Annotated in this window: 15 protein-coding genes; 12 read left to right on the top strand and 3 right to left on the bottom strand. The window is 69.8% G+C overall.

Going from position 1 to position 16,999, the window contains the following annotated elements:
* Positions 1-416 precede the first annotated feature (416 nt).
* From aroE to ABOD76_RS18310, 4 genes are read left to right on the top strand one after another with little or no spacing between them, the layout of a single operon-like run.
* A complete protein-coding gene (aroE, locus tag ABOD76_RS18325; protein ID WP_350243396.1) occupies positions 417-1,187 on the top strand; it encodes a shikimate dehydrogenase in 771 nt (256 codons plus the stop codon).
* Complete coding sequence (locus ABOD76_RS18320; RefSeq protein ID WP_350243395.1) at positions 1,184-4,201, top strand: CHASE domain-containing protein; 3,018 nt, start codon at positions 1,184-1,186, stop codon at positions 4,199-4,201. Before aroE ends, ABOD76_RS18320 begins: the two co-directional genes overlap by 4 nt.
* Positions 4,198-5,406 carry an ATP-binding response regulator gene (locus tag ABOD76_RS18315; protein WP_350243394.1) on the top strand — a complete coding sequence of 403 codons (1,209 nt, stop codon included), beginning with the start codon at positions 4,198-4,200 and terminating at the stop codon, positions 5,404-5,406. The genes ABOD76_RS18320 and ABOD76_RS18315 overlap by 4 nt, the downstream gene beginning before the upstream one ends.
* Positions 5,407-5,462: 56 nt before the next feature.
* Positions 5,463-5,885, top strand: a complete 423-nt coding sequence (locus ABOD76_RS18310) for an OsmC family protein (RefSeq protein ID WP_350243393.1) — start codon at positions 5,463-5,465, stop codon at positions 5,883-5,885.
* Here the strand turns inward: ABOD76_RS18310 and ABOD76_RS18305 are convergent.
* Positions 5,882-6,928 (bottom strand): lactonase family protein, encoded by a 1,047-nt coding sequence (locus ABOD76_RS18305; protein WP_350243392.1) that lies wholly within the window; start codon positions 6,926-6,928, stop codon positions 5,882-5,884. The two genes, ABOD76_RS18310 and ABOD76_RS18305, sit on opposite strands and share 4 nt — an antisense overlap.
* A 135-nt stretch (positions 6,929-7,063) precedes the next feature.
* Between ABOD76_RS18305 and pgi the strand changes: the two genes are divergently transcribed.
* The 3 genes from pgi to ABOD76_RS18290 all read left to right on the top strand — a co-directional run bounded on the left by pgi (position 7,064) and on the right by ABOD76_RS18290 (position 10,280).
* Entirely contained in the window at positions 7,064-8,695 is a 1,632-nt protein-coding gene (gene pgi, locus ABOD76_RS18300; RefSeq protein WP_350243391.1) for a glucose-6-phosphate isomerase, read from the top strand.
* A 95-nt stretch (positions 8,696-8,790) separates the two neighbouring features.
* Positions 8,791-9,891 carry a butyrate kinase gene (locus ABOD76_RS18295; protein WP_350243390.1) on the top strand — a complete coding sequence of 367 codons (1,101 nt, stop codon included), beginning with the start codon at positions 8,791-8,793 and terminating at the stop codon, positions 9,889-9,891.
* Between the two features lie 5 nt (positions 9,892-9,896).
* Complete coding sequence (locus ABOD76_RS18290; RefSeq protein WP_350243389.1) at positions 9,897-10,280, top strand: hypothetical protein; 384 nt, start codon at positions 9,897-9,899, stop codon at positions 10,278-10,280.
* Between the two features lie 120 nt (positions 10,281-10,400).
* On the opposite strand, the gene ABOD76_RS18285 is transcribed toward ABOD76_RS18290, so the two are convergent.
* The gene (locus ABOD76_RS18285; RefSeq protein ID WP_350243388.1) at positions 10,401-11,573 is read right to left on the bottom strand and encodes an MFS transporter; all 1,173 of its coding nucleotides are present in this window, start codon (positions 11,571-11,573) and stop codon (positions 10,401-10,403) included.
* A 232-nt stretch (positions 11,574-11,805) separates the two neighbouring features.
* Between ABOD76_RS18285 and trpS the strand changes: the two genes are divergently transcribed.
* Complete coding sequence (gene trpS, locus ABOD76_RS18280) at positions 11,806-12,810, top strand: tryptophan--tRNA ligase (RefSeq protein ID WP_350245304.1); 1,005 nt, start codon at positions 11,806-11,808, stop codon at positions 12,808-12,810.
* 15 nt (positions 12,811-12,825) lie between these two features.
* Positions 12,826-13,566, top strand: coding sequence for a ScpA family protein (locus ABOD76_RS18275; protein ID WP_350243387.1), 741 nt, complete (start codon positions 12,826-12,828; stop codon positions 13,564-13,566).
* A gap of 108 nt (positions 13,567-13,674) precedes the next feature.
* Here the strand turns inward: ABOD76_RS18275 and ABOD76_RS18270 are convergent, their stop codons facing one another.
* Positions 13,675-14,298 carry a CBS and ACT domain-containing protein gene (locus tag ABOD76_RS18270; protein WP_350243386.1) on the bottom strand — a complete coding sequence of 208 codons (624 nt, stop codon included), beginning with the start codon at positions 14,296-14,298 and terminating at the stop codon, positions 13,675-13,677.
* A gap of 63 nt (positions 14,299-14,361) precedes the next feature.
* Here ABOD76_RS18270 and ABOD76_RS18265 point away from each other — a divergent pair, with 63 nt between their 5' ends.
* The 3 genes from ABOD76_RS18265 to ABOD76_RS18255 all read left to right on the top strand — a co-directional run bounded on the left by ABOD76_RS18265 (position 14,362) and on the right by ABOD76_RS18255 (position 16,941).
* A complete protein-coding gene (locus tag ABOD76_RS18265; protein ID WP_350243385.1) occupies positions 14,362-14,871 on the top strand; it encodes an OmpH family outer membrane protein in 510 nt (169 codons plus the stop codon).
* Between the two features lie 89 nt (positions 14,872-14,960).
* On the top strand, positions 14,961-15,446 hold the full coding sequence (locus ABOD76_RS18260; RefSeq protein ID WP_350243384.1) for an OmpH family outer membrane protein: 486 nt from the start codon (positions 14,961-14,963) through the stop codon (positions 15,444-15,446).
* Between the two features lie 211 nt (positions 15,447-15,657).
* A complete protein-coding gene (locus ABOD76_RS18255) occupies positions 15,658-16,941 on the top strand; it encodes an MFS transporter (protein WP_350243383.1) in 1,284 nt (427 codons plus the stop codon).
* Positions 16,942-16,999: the final 58 nt, after the last annotated feature.

Here is a 16,999-nt window from a genome sequence, read left to right as displayed (position 1 = left end):
CGACGGTGCCGGTCTGCGGGGCGGAACTGAGGTTGGGTTCGTTCAAGAGGACTCCAGACTGTCCGGTGATGTCACGCGTCCACAGGCCAGCCTCCCCCCCGGACTTGGTTCCGGGGGAGAGGAGGTAGCTTCGCGCATTTGGACGTCCTCATTCTCATCCGGCGCGGCGCAGGCCGACGTGGGGCAGTTCACATTGATGCGCCTCGGGCCGCTCGGCCAGGGCACGCTTCAGGCACGCTGAATGCCGCCTCAGGCCCATCACACCCGCACGGGCATGGGCGGTGCTCAACTCAGCCGTGATCCGCCGTCCCACCCGCCCACCTGCTGTCCCGATTCCCACGGATGCCAGCTACACTGCGGGAGTGAAGCGGGCCTATCTTTTCGCAGACCCAGCCGCCCACTCGCGGTCGCCGGCCATGCACAATGCTGCCTTCCGGAGCGTGCAGATGAACGGCGTCTATGAGGCGCGCCGGGTGACGCCTGCCGAGCTGGCCGGAGCGGTGGCCGGGCTGCGCGCCGACGACGTGCTGGGCGCCAACCTGAGCCTGCCGCACAAGGAAGCGGTGCTGCCGCTGCTGGACGACCTGAGCCCGGCGGCCCGGACCATCGGGGCCGTGAACACCATCATCAACAGGCATGGGCGCCTCACCGGGGACAACACCGACGCTCCGGGCCTGATCGAGGCGCTGCGGGAAGCGGGGGGCGGCGTGCCGGGCGCGTCAGCGGTCGTGCTGGGGGCTGGTGGGGCAGCCCGCGCGGCAGTGTATGCGCTGCGGGGCCAGGAACGCCGGGTGTACATCGTGAACCGGACGTTTCAGAAGGCTCAGGAACTCGCCGCCGACTGGCAGACGCCCAGCGCCGAATTCCAGGTCATTGCCGCCCGCCGCGAGGCTGTGCCCTGGGCCGACATCGGCCTGATCGTCAACGCGAGCAGCGCGGGGCTGGATGCCCCGGAGCAGACGCCGCTGCCGGACCTGCCCCGGCTGGCGCCCGGCGCGCTGGTCTACGACATGGTGTATAAGCCCGCCCGGACCCGGCTGATGCGTGACGCCGAGGCGGCCGGATTCCATGCCGTCAACGGCCTCGGAATGCTGGCCCATCAGGCGCGGCTCGCCTTTGAGCTGTGGACCGGACAGGCGGTGCCAGTGCAGGTCTTTCTGGACGCGCTGGAGGTGCCGGGAGCGTGAACACCCCGCCGGGCCAGCCACCCCGCCGGGGCGCGCGGCTGCTGCACCTGCTGCTGCTGCCGGCGGCGCCTGTGTATGTGCTGACCCTGGTGCTGCTGCTGACCGCGGTGCTGGCGGCGGTGGTGGCCCGGCTGGTCCATGAGCAGCAGCAGACGCGCTTCGAGCGCGAGGTGGTCGCCTACGAGCGCGAGCTGAACCAGCGGCTGGCCAGCATCTCCGACGCCCTGAACGCCACCCGTTCCATGTGGCAGGCCAGCGGCCCGGTGAGCCGGCCGACCTTCGAGGCTTTCGTGGCGGGCCTGAACCTGCCGCAGCGCTACCCGGGCCTGTCCAGCGTGGGTTACGCGCCGCTGGTGCCGGCTGAGCAAAAGGACGCCTTTGTGCGCCGGCAGCAGGCCAGTGATCCGGCGCATCCGCTTCAGCTGCATCCGGCCAGCATCCAACCGTATGTGGTGCCGGTGGTGTACATCACCCCGTCGGTCAACGCTGCGACCCGTGGCTACGACATGTACAGCGAACCGGTGCGCCGCGCCGCTCTGGAGCAGGCGCGCATCACCCGGCAGCTGCGCGCCTCGGGCCGGGTGACCCTGATGAACATGGCGGCGGGCGAACAGGACCGGCGCGGGCTGCTGCTGTACCTGCCGATCGTGGACCGGGGAACGGTGAGCGGCTACATTTATGCGCCGCTGCAGCTGACCCATCTGCTGCCCACCATCATCGGTCGGGGGGGCACCACCCCGCTCTCGCTGCATGTGCAGGCGAACGGGCAGAACCTGTACGGTGAGCCGCTGCCCAACGCGCCCTTTCGGCTGACTGATCAGCTGACCTTTGCCGGTCAGGTCTGGGACTTGACGCTCTCTGCCCCTGCGGGCTTCGGACGCGACGAGGCCGCCAACACTCCCTGGCTGGTGCTGCTGGCCGGATTTACGGTGGCGCTGCTGGCCGCGATGGCCAACCAGTCTCAGGTGCGGGCGCGGCAGCAGGCCGAGGAGGTGAATGGCCGGCTGGTGGCCTCGCGCGCCGAGCTGGAACGCTCCCGGGCCGAGTTCGAGGCGGTGTTCCGCTCGATGCAGGACACAGCGGTGTTCGCGGACCCCTCCGGGCAGGTGCTGTTTGCCAACGACGCGCTGGAGCGCTCCTTCGGGCTGCGGCCCCACGAGATCCGGGGCGCCCCGCTGGCCGGACTGCACGGCGACGACGCGCTGTTGGCGCAGCTGGACCGCCAGCCGGGACCACACACGGTGACCACCCTGTTCCGGCGCCGGGGCGGACAGACTTTCTACGGCGAGATGCAGCGCAACCCGGTGCTGAGCGAGCGGGGCGACCTGCTGGGCCAGCTGGAGGTGATCCGCGACATCAGCGAGCGGCGGCGCTCGGCCCAGGCGCTGCGCGACAGCGAGCAGCGCTACCGGGGCGTGCTGGAGAGCATGCCGCAGATCGTGTGGCTCACCGATGCCCAGGGCGTGATCACCCTGCTCAACCAGCGCTGGGCCGACTATGTGGGCGGCGAAGGCAGCGGGGAGCAGCGGACGCGCAGTCTGGCCCCTTACGTGCATCCGGCCGACCGCGAGCGGTTTCAGGACACCTGGCGGACCGCCGTCCAGAGCGAGACCCCTTTCGAGCTGGAGCACCGGCTGCGCTCCGCGTCCGGCGACTACCGCACCTTCGTGTCGCGCGGCCTGCCGGTGCGCGGTACCCAGGGACGGGTACTGGAGTGGGTGGGCACCAGCACGGACATCGATGATCAGGTGTACAGCGAGATGGCCAGCCGCCTGCTGGCGGACCTGGGTCAGGCGCTGAGCGTGCGCCTCACCGACGAGGCCGACCTGCGCCGGGTGCTGACGCTGCTGACCAGCACCTACGCGGACGCCGCCGCGCTGTGGCTGGCCGAGAACATGCACGAGCCGGTGGTCCAGGTGCGCGACGCTCAGCTGCTGGAGCGGGTGCCCGCTCTGTCACGCATCGGTCCGTTCGTGCAGCAGCAGCTGGGCACCGGCACGGTGCAGCGCTTCCGCCGCGAGCAGATGGAGCCGCTGGGCCTGCTCAGCGGGCTGCTGCTGCCGCTGACACTGCAGGGCGGCGACTCGCTGGGGGTGCTGGCGCTGGGCTTCCAGCACGCCGAGCGCGCCCGCGACCTGGAGGTGGGGCAGGAACTGGCCAGCCGGCTGGTGACGGCGCTGGAGAACCGGCGGCTGTACGCCAGCGCCGAGCAGGCCCGGGCAAGCGTGCAGGAGCTGAACGCCACGCTGGAGGAACGGGTGCGGCAGCGCACCGACGAGCTGTCCAGCCGCAGCGCGGAGCTGGGCGCGGCCAACCGCGAACTGGAAGCCTTCAGCTACAGCGTGTCGCACGACCTGCGCACCCCGCTGCGCCACATCACCGGCTTTGCCGACCTGCTGCGCAAGGAAAGCGAGCAGCCGGGCGGGGCCGGGCTGAGCGCCAAGGCCCAGCGCTACCTGAACATCATCAACGAGTCGGCGGCGCGCATGAACGTCCTGATCGACGATCTGCTGGAGTTCTCCCGCACGTCCCGCGCCGAGATGCGGCAGGTGCCGGTGGAGCTGGACAGCGTGGTGGCGATGGTGGTGCGTGAGCTGGCCCCCGATCAGCAGGACCGGAAGGTGGAGTGGCACATCGGGCCGCTGCCAACCGTAATGGGGGACCCGGCGCTGATCCGGCAGGTATACAGTAATCTGCTGTCCAATGCCCTCAAATACACCCGCCCACGCGAACGGGCCGTCATCGAGGTCGGGGCACACACTGAATCCGGAGAGACAATCGTGAGCATTCGTGACAATGGGGTCGGTTTTGATCCGCAGTACGTGGACAAGCTGTTCGGGGTGTTCCAGCGGCTGCACCGTGCCGACGAGTTTGAGGGCACCGGCATCGGGCTGGCCAATGTGCGGCGCATCGTCGCGCGCCACGGCGGGCGGGTCTGGGCCGAGTCGGACCTCCCGGACGGTCCGGGCGCGCGTTTCTCGGTAGTGCTGCCACTGGCGCAGGTGATGGCATGATGCCCGACGCGCCGCTGCGGGTGCTGCACCTGGAAGACAGCGAGCTGGACCATGAGCTGGTGCGGGCCGTGCTGGAAGAGCAGCTGCCGGAGCCGGAACTGCTGCGTGTGGAGGACGAGGCCGGCTTCCGGGCCGCCCTGCGCGACTTTCAGCCGCAGCTGATCCTGTCGGACTTCTCGCTGCCCACCTACGACGGTCTGAGCGCCTTCGAGGAGGCGCACGCCACCGCCCCGAACCTGCCGTTCGTGATCGTGACCGGCGCGATGGGTGAGGAGGTGGCGGTGGACACGCTGCGGCGCGGCGTGACCGACTACGTGCTCAAACAGCGGCTGGAGCGGCTGGCCCCGGCCGTTCGGCGGGCGCTGGCCGAGGCCGCCGAACGCGAGCGGCGCCGGCAGGCCGAGGAGGAGGTGCGCGGCCTGAACCTCAGCCTGCAGGCGCGGGTGGAGGAGGTGGAGCAGCTCAACCGCATTGCGGAGGAGCGGCGGGTGCAGCTGGAACAGAGTGCCAAACAGCTGGCCGAGTCCCTGACGCTGCAGAAGACCTTCCTGGCGGAAACCAGCCACGAGCTGCGCACGCCGCTCACGGCGCTGCTCGGCTACCTGCGGCGGCTGGAGCGCGAGATCGGGGTCAGCCAGACGCTCAGCGACGCGCAGCGGGTGGCCCAGAACATGACCCGCCTGGTCAACGACCTGCTGCAGCTGACGCGCGGCGAGCTGGTGCAGAACATCGAGCCGCACTTCGTGGACCTGGGCGAGCTGCTGCGCGCGGTGGGCCGCGATTACAGCATCCGGGTCCGCACGCCCGCGCTGGAGGTGGTGGCGGATCCGGGGCGGCTCAACCAGGTGTTCGTCAACCTAGTGAGCAACGCGCTGCGGGTCTGCAACGATCCGGCACTGGTCTGGATTGACGCGCATCAGGACGACCATCACGTGTATGTGGACGTGGTGGACCATGGGCCGGGCATCCCGGACGACATCAAGCCGCGCATCTTCGACAAGTTCTTCCGCGGCAAGGAGGCTGGCTCGGCCGGGCTGGGCCTCACCATCGCCCAGCAGGTGGTGCAGGCGCACCAGGGCAGCATCGTGGTGCTGGACACGCCGGGCGGCGGCGCCACCTTCCGGGTGCGGCTGCCGATCATCGACGAGGATGACGAGGCGCAGGACGACATGCTGCTGGAAACCTCGCTGCTGGATCTGGACTAGGCTGCAAACGTGCCGCACCTGCTGCGTCCGGCACCGGCAGGCGGTACGCTGGGTCCATGAAGAAGACCATGCATGTCACGTGGCTGGGCGAGCAGCGCTATGTGGCGCAGAACGAGACCGGGCAGCAGGTGATCATCGACAACAGCGAGCTGAAGCTGGGCGTGGGGCCGATGGAGGCGCTGCTCTCGGCGCTGGCCACCTGCACCGCCTACGACGTGGTGCAGGTGATGAACAAGCGCCGCACGCCGCTGCAGACCTACCGCATCGAGGTGGAGGGCGAGCGTGCCGAGGAGCATCCTCGCCGCTACACCACCATCACAGTGCGGCACATCGCGTCGGGCAAGGGCGTGACCGAGGAGCAGCTGAGCAAGGCGGCCCACCTCAGCCACGAGAAGTACTGCTCGGTGGCCGCCTCGCTCAACAGCGAGATCGTGGTGGAGACAGTGCTGGAGCAGGCCGCCGAGGTCGCCGCCGGCTAACCGAACAGCAGGTGGGTGGGCTGGCCCAGCTGGGCGAGCGGCTGCGGCTGGCCCAGCTGGCTGCCGTTCCAGTCCAGGCGGGTGACGGTGTCGCCCCGCTCACCGGCCACCAGCACCTGCCGCCCGTCCGGCGAGAAGCAGAAGTGGCGCGGCCAGTGGGTGCCGCACGGCACGTGCCCCTCCAGTTGCAGGTGCCCGTCCGGCTGCACCGAGAACACCGCGAGCGTGTCCGGGCCGCGCACCGACATCAGCACGTGTCGCCCGTCGGCGGTGCTGTGGACCTCTGCCGGCAGCCAGTCCGGCTGCGCGTCGTCGGAGAGCAACACGTTCTGCTGCTGGTGCAGCTGTCCGTCCGCGAACCGGAACACCGTCAGCGAGTTGCCCAGCTCTCCGGCCAGATAACAGGTCTGTCCGTCCGGCGCGAACGCGAGGTGGCGCGGGCCGGTGCCTTCCGGCATGGCCGCGCTGCCGTGCAGGTGGGGTCGGCCGTCCGGGTCCAGCCGGAAGATCACCACCCGGTCGCTGCCCAGGTCCGGCACCAGCAGCCACTGGCCGTCCGGAGACAGGTGCACTTCATGGGCGTGCGGCCCGTCCTGCCGCTCCGGGTCCGGCCCCTGGCCCTGCAGCTGATGCAGCACCTCGGCGGGGCCAGGGGTGCCGTCCTCGGCCAGCGGCAGCGCCGCCACCGTGCCGGAAACGTAGTTGGCCACGTACAGCATCCGCCCGGACGGATGCACGCTCAGGTGGCAGGGTGAATCGCCGCCGCTCGCCTGGGCCGGCAGCGGGTGCAGCGGCAGGCCCTCCGGCGACAGCCGCAGCGCCAGCACCTGCCCCGGCTGGCCGTCCTTGTCCAGCACCGTCTCGCTCGCCGCATAGAGGGTATGGCCCTGTGGATGCAGCGCCAGGTACGAGGGGTTGAGCAGACCGCGCTGCTGGTGTAGCAGCTGCAGCTGCCCGCTGGCGGGGTCGTGACGGAAGACGGAAATGCCCGGCTGCTCCGCCGTGGCGTAGCTGCCCACATACAGCAGGGACGCAGAAGTCATGCCTCAGACCTTAGCCCAAGCGGAGCGTGACAGGTCCACAGGTCTGGAGAAGCTCAAGCCGCCTCCCTTCGGCAGTGGGTATGCTCTGGTGAACTGGCTTTCTGACCCTTCCCGCCCGCTCTGAAAGGACCCACCATGACGACCCTGACCCAGCTTCCGGCCTGGACTGCCCTCGACGCCCACACCCAGACCCTCAAGCGCCTGCACCTGCGCGAGCTGTTCGCCCAGGACCCCCAGCGCGGCGAACGGCTGACGGTGGAGGCCGCCGGCCTGTACCTGGACTACAGCAAGAATCGTGTGACCGACGAAACGCTTCAGCTGCTGCTGGAGCTGGCGCGCGCGACGGGCGTGGAGCAGCGCCGGGACGCGATGTTCGCGGGCGAGCGCATCAACGTGACCGAGGGCCGGGCGGTGCTGCACACCGCGCTGCGCGCCCCCAGAGACGCAACCGTCTTGGTGGATGGCCAGAACGTGGTGCCGGAAGTCCACGAGGTGCTGGACCGCATGGCCACCTTCGCGGACCAGATCCGTTCGGGCGGCTGGCGGGGCCACACCGGAAAGCCGATCCGCAACATCGTCAACATCGGCATCGGGGGGTCGGACCTGGGGCCGGTGATGGCGTATCAGGCGCTCACCTTCTACAGCCAGCGCGACCTGACCCTGCGCTTCGTGTCGAACGTGGACGGCAGCGAGTTCGTGGAGGCGGTGCGCGACCTGGATCCGCAGGAGACGCTGTTCATTGTCAGTTCCAAGACCTTCACCACCCAGGAGACGATGGCGAACGCCCAGAGCGCCCGCGCCTGGCTGCTGGCCGCACTCCACGACGACGCGGCGGTGGCGCGGCATTTCGTGGCGGTCAGCACCAACGCGCAGGAGGTCGGCAAGTTCGGCATCGACACGGCCAACATGTTCGGCTTCTGGGACTGGGTGGGGGGGCGTTACAGCATGGACAGCGCCATCGGCCTGTCGCTGATGATCGCAGTGGGGCCGGACCACTTCCGTGAGCTGCTCGCCGGCTTCCACGACATGGACCAGCACTTCCGCACGGCGCCGCTGGAGCAGAACATGCCGGTGCTGCTGGCCCTGATCGGGCTGCTGTACAACGATTTCTTCGATGCCCAGACGGTGGCGGTGCTGCCCTACGACCACTACCTGAGCCATTTCAGCGCCTACCTGCAGCAGCTGGACATGGAGAGCAACGGCAAGCACGTGACGCTGGATGGACAGACGGTGGACTACCAGACTGGACCGGTGATCTGGGGCCAGCCGGGCACCAACGGCCAGCACGCCTTCTACCAGCTGATCCACCAGGGCACCAAGTTGATTCCCTGTGACTTCATCGGCTTCGCGCGCAGCCTCAACACCCTGCCGCCCCACCACGACCTGCTGATGGCCAACGTGTTTGCCCAGACCGAGGCGCTGGCGTTTGGCAAGACGGCCGAGGAGGTGGAGGCGGACGGGGTCAAGGCGGAGCAGGTGGCCCACCGGGTCTTTGAGGGCAACCGGCCCACCAACACCATCCTGGCCGAGGTGCTGACGCCGCGCATCCTGGGCGCCCTGATCGCGCTCTACGAGCACAAGGTGTTCGTGCAGGGCGCCATCTGGGACATCAACAGCTTCGACCAGTGGGGGGTGGAACTGGGCAAGGTGCTGGCCAGCCGCATCGTGCCGGAGCTGCAGGCGGAGCAGGAGCCGCCGCTGGACCACGACAGCAGCACCAACGCCCTCATTCGCCGCTACCGGCAGCAGAAGGCCAGCGGCAGCTGAGGCCGCGCCCAGCGCGTGCGGCGGGCCGGCCCGCCGCGGCCGGAACCTGACTGGTCTATGGCAGAACCGTGAGAGCTCTGCTAGCCTGGGCCAGCATGATCGCCTATGTGATCAACCCCGGCAGTTCCACCACCCGCCTCGCCCTGGCCGAAATCTCGGCCCCGGAGGCGGCGGCGCTGGCCGGACAGCTGCGCCTGACGCTGACCCGCGCCGAGGTGCAGCACGCCGAACCGCTGGACGCCGGCACCCCGCCGGACGAGCAGCTGCTGACGGTGCTGACCAGCCTGCGTGACCTGCTGCGCGAGTGGCCCGCCCCCGACGCGGTGGTGGCGCGGGGCGGCCTGATCGGGCAGGTGGAGGCCGGCACCTACCGGGTCACGCCGCAGCTGGCGGCGCACACGCTGGCCAGCCAGACCGGCGAGTACACCGCCCGCATCGGGGCCAGTCTGGCGCTGGCGCTGGCCGCCGACTACAACGTGCCGGCGTTCATTGTGGACCCGCCCAGCGTGGACGAGCTGATTCCGGAAGCGCGGGTGAGCGGCGTGCCGGAACTGGAGCGCACCGGGCGCTTCCACGCGTTGAATGCCCGGCTGGTGGCGCGGCGGGCCGCCTTCGAGGTGGGACGGCGCCTGGAGGACGCGCGGGTGGTGGTGGCGCACCTGGGCGCCGGGGTCAGCGTCACGGCCTTCGATCAGGGGCGGGCCATCGACACCAGCGGCATCGTGCTGGACGAGGGACCGTTCAGCGCCAACCGCGCCGGCACGCTGCCGCTCCGGGGCCTGCTGGACCTGGCCTACAGCATTCCGCGCCCGGAACTGGAGCAGCGCCTGAAGTACCAGTCCGGTTTCCGGGGCCTGACCGGCACCGCGGACCTGCGTGAGCTGGAGCGCCGCGAGCAGACTGACCCGGCGGTGCGGCTGGTGGCCGACGCCTTCGCCCATCAGGTGGCCAAGGCGCTGGGCGCCTACAGCGCGGCGCTGCCGGGTCGCCCTCACGCGGTGGCCATCTCCGGCGGCATCGCGCGCTGGGTGCGGCTGGTGGACCGCATCGAGCGCCGGGTGGCGTGGATGGCGCCGCTCACCGTGATTCCTGGCGAACTGGAACTCGAAGCCTTGGCGGAGGGCGCCGGCCGGGTGCTGCTGGGGCTGGAGGCCCCGCACGACTGGACCGCTCCGTCGCCGGACGTGTCATCCTGACGGGCATGGCACGCCGCACGCAGCGAAGAACCACCTCCTCAGACGCCGCCCCGATCCGGGCCACCAGCATGTGGCGGGTGGATCAGGTGTTCCTGAGCCGCAGCGGCATCCGGACCGAGGTGACGGCCAGCCTGGTGAACGACCAGGGCGGCCTGCGGAATCTGGCGGTGGTGGCGCCCACCGAAGACCCGCGCGAGGCGGTGCGGCACGCGGCCCGTTTCGTGGCCGGGAAGGGCAACGTCTCCAGCGCCCGCAACGCCCGGGTCCGCTGGGCACGCGAGCAGGCCGCCACCGAGCAGGACAACCTGGTGCGCGACTTTCAGCTGGAGGACGAATTCCTGGACGCCTTCGAGGAGACCCTGCAGGAGATCCGGGACCGGATGCGCTGAGCGGCAGCGCGCCTGACCAGAGCGGTGGCTCCGTTGAGATGCACATGCAAGCCCGTTGCCCGGCTCGGGCCACGACCTGCTTAGGAGCTCTGGTTTCCTGTTTTCTCCTTGCCTTCGGGTTCAGTCGGCGGCCACTGGGGCCGACTGAACGGCCGGACGGGCCCGGAATGCGCTCAGCAGCGGCAGCAGGCTGAGCGCCGCGCAGGTCCAGGCCAGTGGCGCGAAGCCGGTCTGGGCCAGCAGCCAGCCGCCCAGCAGGGTTCCGGCAGCCGAGGCGAGGTACCCGAGCGCGTCCACCTGCCCCTGCACGCTGCGGTAGGGCGTGAGGGCGGTGCTGCCGGCCACGAAGCACAGGCTCCAGCCGAGCCCCAGCACGAACATGCTCGGCCCCAGCCACGCTCCGCCCAGCAGGGCGCTCAGCGCGGCGGCCAGCAGCAGCAGCGCCCCCGCCACGTACCCGAAGCGCTGGCCCAGCCGGTCCAGCAGCGGCCCGCTCAGCCAGCTGAAGCCGAACATGCCAGTGATGTGCAGCGTGACCAGTCCCGCCACCTGCAGGTGGTCCATGCCCATGTGGTGAGCGCGCAGCGGCGTCAGACTCATCAGCGTGACCATCAGGCCCTGCGCCGTGACCACCGACAGCGCGGGCCAGCGCACCTCCCGGTCCCAGAGCCGCAGCTGGGGGGCAGCGCTGGCCGGGCGGGCGGGGTCGGCCACCACCCGCACCGGCCGCCACGCCGCGGTGAGCAGCGCGCCGCCCAGCAGGAAGGCGCCGCCCAGCAGCCAGCCGATCACCTCGCTGGAGGTGTACAGCCGCGCCGCCAGCGTGGTCAGCAGGCCCGACAGCGCGGTGGTGGCCACCGACCCCAGCACCGAGGCCAGCATCATCGCGCCCATCACGGTGCCGCGCACCCGCGCGGGCACATGTTCGGCCACCGCGTACCGGGCCTGCTGGTAGCCGCCCTGGGCCGCCCCGACCAGCGCTGCGCCCAGCAGGAACAACGGCACCACATGGTGCCAGCCGCCCAGGAAGCCCAGCAGGGCCCCCAGCACCCCCAGCAGATAGGCGGCGATCAGGCCCGGTTTGCGCCCGCGCACCATCAGCCGCCCGAACAGCCCGGCCGAGAGGGCAGCCGACAGCGTGACCAGCGTGCTGGGCAGGCCAGCCAGCGACTCGCGGCCCAGGCTGCTCATCACCAGACTGGCCAGCACGGTGCTGGCGGTGGTCGCGCCGGTCGCCAGCGCCTGGGCCAGAAACAGCAGCGCCAGGCCCGGCGCGGCGCGTGAAGGGGTCATGGCGGCAGTCTAGCGGAGGACCCCGGCGCGGGTGCGCTACACTGACACCATGAAGCTCCCCGCGACGTGGTGGTGGCCCAGCCTGCCTGGGTAGAGTCGCCGCATGTCTGTTGCGTCCGCCCAGGGAACGGTACCGGGCGGATTTTTTTGATGTCCATTTCCCCAGTTCAGGAGACCAGCCATGACCATCCAGACCGACACGGCGCCCGGCGCGTCCGCTAGCATGCCCCGCATGACCCGCGTGTTTTCAGGCATTCAGCCGACCGGAGAGCCGCACATCGGCAACTACTTCGGGGCGATGCAGAACTATGTGAAGCTGGGCGAGCAGTACGGCAAGAACGCCCTGTACTGCATCGTGGACCTGCACGCGCCCACCAACCCGGCCGCCTACCAGCCGGAGTTGCTGGCCGAGCGCACCTTCGAGATGGCGCTGGCCAACCTGGCGGTGGGCCTGGACCCGCAGCAGGTGGTGTTCTTCGTGCAGTCGCACATCCGTGAACACAGCGAGCTGAGCTGGATCCTGACGCTGCAGACCCCGGTGGGTGAGCTGGAGCGCATGACCCAGTACAAGGACAAGGCCCAGAAGCTGGAGAGTACCCCGGCGGGCCTGCTGATGTACCCGGTGCTGATGGCCGCCGACATCCTGCTGTACAAGGCCGACACAGTGCCGGTGGGCGAGGACCAGACCCAGCACATCGAGCTGGCCCGCGAGATTGCCCGGCGCTTCAACCACACCTACGGCCCCACCTTCCCGGAGCCGAAGGCGGTGTACGCACAGGACGCGCTGCGGATTCCCGGGGTGGACGGGCAGGGCAAGATGAGCAAGAGCAAGGGCGAGAGCAGCACCCTGGGCCTGTTCGAAAGTCTTGACAGCATCTGGAACAAGCTGCGGGTGGCCCCCACCGACCCGGCCCGGGTGCGCCGCACCGACCCCGGCGACCCGGAAAAGTGCCTGGTGGGCGACTACCACAAGTTGTTCAGCGACGACCAGACGATCCTGGAGGTCTATGACGGCTGCCGCACCGCCGGCATTGGCTGCATCGACTGCAAGAAGCGGCTGATGGTGGGCATCGAGCGCACCCTGGTCCCGATCCAGCAGCGTGGGGCGGAACTGCGGGCCCAGCCGGACGACGTGCGGGACGCGCTGGAGCACGGGGCAGCCCAGGCGCGTCAGATTGCCGAGCCAGTGATGGACGAGGTGCGCGGGAAGGTCGGCTTTCTGGGAAGCCGCCGCTAGGGTGCGGCGCCGGGCATGACCGTGCTGGACGCCGGCAGGGCAGCCGCCTTCGAGGTGCGGCTGCCCTGCCATCACGGCGATCTGGCCGGGCTGGCCCAGCGGCTGCGCTCCGGGGCGGTGCTGCCCTCGGAGGTGCCGCTGCTGGCGCTGACGCGAGACGTGCTGGCCTGGGCGCAGCGTTCGGCTCAGGCCCAGCCGGAGCGGTACGCGGAGCTGCTGCCGGCGCTGGCCGGGGTGATCGCGCTGAAGGCCCGGCTGCTGCTGCCGCGCCCTGAAGCGGAAGCGCTGCCCGACGACCCTGACGACGATCCGCTGGACGAGGTGGTGGAGGCGGTTTCGGCGCTGGCCGAGCTGGAGACGCTGGTGCAGCTGTTGGCCCAACGTCGCCGGGAGCGGGAGCGGCTGATTCCTGCAGCGGCGCTGGATCTGGGCCTGCCGCGCCGGGAACGCCGGCAGGACGGCCGCAAGGGGCTGGCCCGCCTGCTGAAAGCGGCACAGAACGCTGTGCGCGACGTGCAGGTGCCGCTGCTGGCCCGTGACCGCCTGACCCTGCAGGACGCGCTGCGGGCGCTGCGGGCCTTCGCGGGGCGGCTGAGCAGCTTCACCTTCCGGGCCGTGCCCACCCAGGACTGGGCCGAGCAGGGCACCTACTTTGCCGCACTGCTGGAGGGCGTCCGGGAGGGGGACTTCGAGGTGGAGCAGCCGGATCAGTACGGCGACATCCTGATCCGGCGCCTCGGCCCCGCCAGTGAGTAAAGGTTGGGGCCAGGGTCTAGGGCGAGCAGAAGACGCGGATGTAGACCCGTCCACAGGGCAAGTGCAGGCTCAGAAAGAGCGGCGCGTCCCCTGAGGCGTCAACAGCCCTCAGTCCTGCACCTCAATGCCAGCCGCCCGCACCCGTTCGGCCAGACCGGCGGTGTCCTCGCCCACCGCGCGCATCACGAAGCGCCGCTGGCCCTCGCGCGCGCCGAAGGTGGCCACGCTGATGATGTTGCTCGGCTGCACCGCCGCCGCCGCCCGGCTCAGGCTCCCCGGCACGTCCGGCATCATCAGCGTCAGGCGCCGCCCGCCCTCGTGCATGCCCAGAATGTCAATGAACGCGCGCAGCACATCGCTGACCGTGATGATGCCGCTCAGCTGTCCGGCGCTGTTCAGCACCGGCAGGCCGCCCACCGCATGGTCCTGCATCCGCAGGGCCGCGTCCTCCATGTACTCGTCCTCCTGAGCGGTGATGACCGGCCGGGCCATCATCTCGCTGACCTCGAGCTTGGAGAGCATGTAGTTCAGCTCCCAGACGCTCAGGGTGGTGGCGCGGCTGGGCATGGCATCTTTGAGGTCCTTGCGGGTGGTGATGCCGATCAGCTCACCGTGCTCCACCACCGGCAGGCGCCGGAAGCCGTGCTCCTTGAGCAGCTTCAGGGCGTCCATCACCGGGGTGGAGGGGGCCACCGTCACGGGGCCGGCGGTCATCCAGTCGCGTACCAGCATGGGCCCAGTGTACGCGCCGCTTTGCCTGACGTGCCGCTGACCACCCCTATCATGTTGCTCAAAGTGAGCCATGCTAACTTTCCGTTTATGAAGGCGAAATTACTTGCTCCCATCGCTGTCGTGGCGGCGCTGGGTTTTGGAACCCTGGTCCCGCACGCGCAGACCGCTCCCCAGAAAGTCGGCTTCGTGGACGTGCAGAAGGTGCTGCAGGCGCACCCGAAGAACGCGTCCGTCAAGGCCATTCAGGACAAGGCCTCGGCCGAGCTGAACGGGCTGGACAAGCAGATCAAGGCCATTCAGGCCAAGGGCACGGCGGCCACCGCCGCCGAGAAGGACCAGCTGACCCAGCTGACCACCACCATCCAGGCCAAGGCCAAGGATTATGACGCGCAGCTGAGCAAGGCCGTGGCCCCCATCGAGACGGCCGTGGACGCCGCTGTCGCCTCCACCGCTAAGGCGCAGGGCTTCTCCATCGTGATGGACCGCGCCCAGGCCGCCACCAATGGCCTTGTGGTGTACGCCGACCAGAGCACCGACATCACCGACGCGGTGGTCAAGAACCTCAAGCCCTGAGCAGTGCCCGCGCAGCGTCACCAGAGCGCTGCGGCCCCCGGCGATCCGGGGGTTTTTTTCGGCCCGCCAGGGCCAGGTCAGGAGATGACATGAAGACTTGGATGCTGCTTGCCCCGCTGGCCCTGCTGGTAACGGTGCCGCACGCCCAGCAGGCGAAGGCCCGGGTGGGCATCGTGAACGTGCAGCTGGTGGTGCAGGCGATGCCCGGCGGCGCGAACTACGTGGCCCTGAGCAAGAAGGCCGACACCGACCTGCAGGCCCGGACCCAGAAGGTGCAGGAGCTGGCCGCCCGGCTGCGCAGCGGCAAGGCCACCGCCGCCGACCGCACCGCGTATGTGGACGCCCAGAAGGCCTACACCACCACGGCCCAGAGTTACAGCAAGCAGCTGAGCACCGCCTTCACGCCGCTGGCCAGCAAGGTGAATGCCGCGGTGGCAGCCGTGGCCAAGAGCAGCGGCTACAGCGTGGTGCTGGACCGCCGCGTGGCGCTCACCAACGGTCTGGTGGTGTACGCCAACGAGCAGGCCACTGACCTGACGGCGGCCGTCAAGGCGCGGGTTGTCAGCGGGAAGTAAAGGGGGAAAGGGGCGGGCCGGGGAATTGGATCCCCGGCCCGCCCTTTGCGTTGTTCCGGCGCAACCCGCCGAGTAACACCTCCCATAAGGGCGGTGCTCACGCCCCCTCAAACATACCGGGCCTATGCTGGGGCCATGCAGTGTCGTTCGTTCCACGCGCGCCCACGGGCGTGAACAGTCTGCCGTCGTTCGGGCCGGCACAGGTGACCCGGTGAGTGCCGTCCAGCGTCTGCAGGACTGGCGCTTCAACACCTTCCGTGCCCTGCGGCATCCGAGCTACCGCCGCTTCTGGCTGTCGCAGATGCTCAGCCTGGTGGGCAGCTGGATGCAGACCACCGCCCAGAGCTACCTGGTGCTGGAACTCACCGGCAACAACAGCGCCGCGCTCGGCTGGGTCACGGTGGCGCAGTTCACGCCCAGCCTGCTGCTCTCGCTGTTTGCCGGCGCCATCATCGACCGCACGCCGCGCCGCCAGATCCTGCTCACCACCCAGGTGGTGCTGATGGCCACCGCCATCGCGCTGGCGGTCACCACCCAGCTGGGCATCGTGTCGCTGCCACTGGTGCTGATGCTGGCCGCCATAGCCGGCACCGCCAACGCCTTTGACATGCCGGCCCGTCAGAGCATGGTCGCGGATTTCGTGCCGCGCGAGGACGTGCCGAACGCGGTGGCGCTCAACAGCCTGAGCTTCAACCTGTCGCGCACACTTGGGCAGGCGGTGTTCGGTCTGGTGGCCGCGCTGGGCGTGTCGCTGCTGGCCGGCGGCAACGAGAACAACATCGCCCGGCTGGCGTTTCCCTTCTACCTCAACGTGGTGTCGTTCGTGGTGGTGATCGTGGTGATCGCCACGCTGCCGTTCCCGGCCCGCGAGCGAGGCAACCGCCCCGCCATGCTGCAGGACATCCGCGAGGGCCTGCACTACGTGCGCGGCACGCCCAGCATCCGCACTACTCTGCTGCTGGTCGGGCTGCTGAGCGCCACCATCATCAACTTCAACGTGATCATTCCCTACTTCGCCCGCGCCGTGTTTGGCCTGCGCGAGGCCGGGTTCGGGGCACTCAACGCCGCGTTCGGGCTGGGGGCGATGGTGGGGGCGCTGTGGCAGGCCAGCCGGCCCAACCCGCTGCGCAACATGCGGCTGGGGGCCGTGCTGCTGATCATCAGCGGCGCGCTGCTGGCGGCGGTGCCGAACAGCCTGCTGGCCGCCCCAGTGCTGGCGGCCTGCGGCTTTGCGATGCTGACCTTTCTGATCAGCGCCAACAGCTCGGTGCAGCTGAGCATTCCGGACCTGCTGCGGGGCCGGGTGATGAGCCTGTACTCGTTCGTGCTGGTGGGCATGGGGCCGCTGGGGGCGGTGGTGTCCAGCTTCCTGATCTCCAGGACCGGGCCGTTCGGACCGCGCTGGGGCATCCTGGTGCTGGCCGGGCTGGCCGCCGTGGTGGTGCTGCTGCTGTGGCGGCAGGTGCCGCGCGAGCTGCCCAGGATCCGGGGCTAGCCGGGCAGCCAGCAAAAAAAGGGGCCACGGCATGCTCGCCGTGGCCCCCTTTTGCTGG

The sequence above is a fragment of the Deinococcus sonorensis KR-87 genome (genome assembly GCF_040256395.1).
Classification (GTDB): domain Bacteria; phylum Deinococcota; class Deinococci; order Deinococcales; family Deinococcaceae; genus Deinococcus; species Deinococcus sonorensis.
Note: the sequence above shows the minus strand (reverse complement) of the source record. Positions and strands in the feature narration are given on the sequence as shown.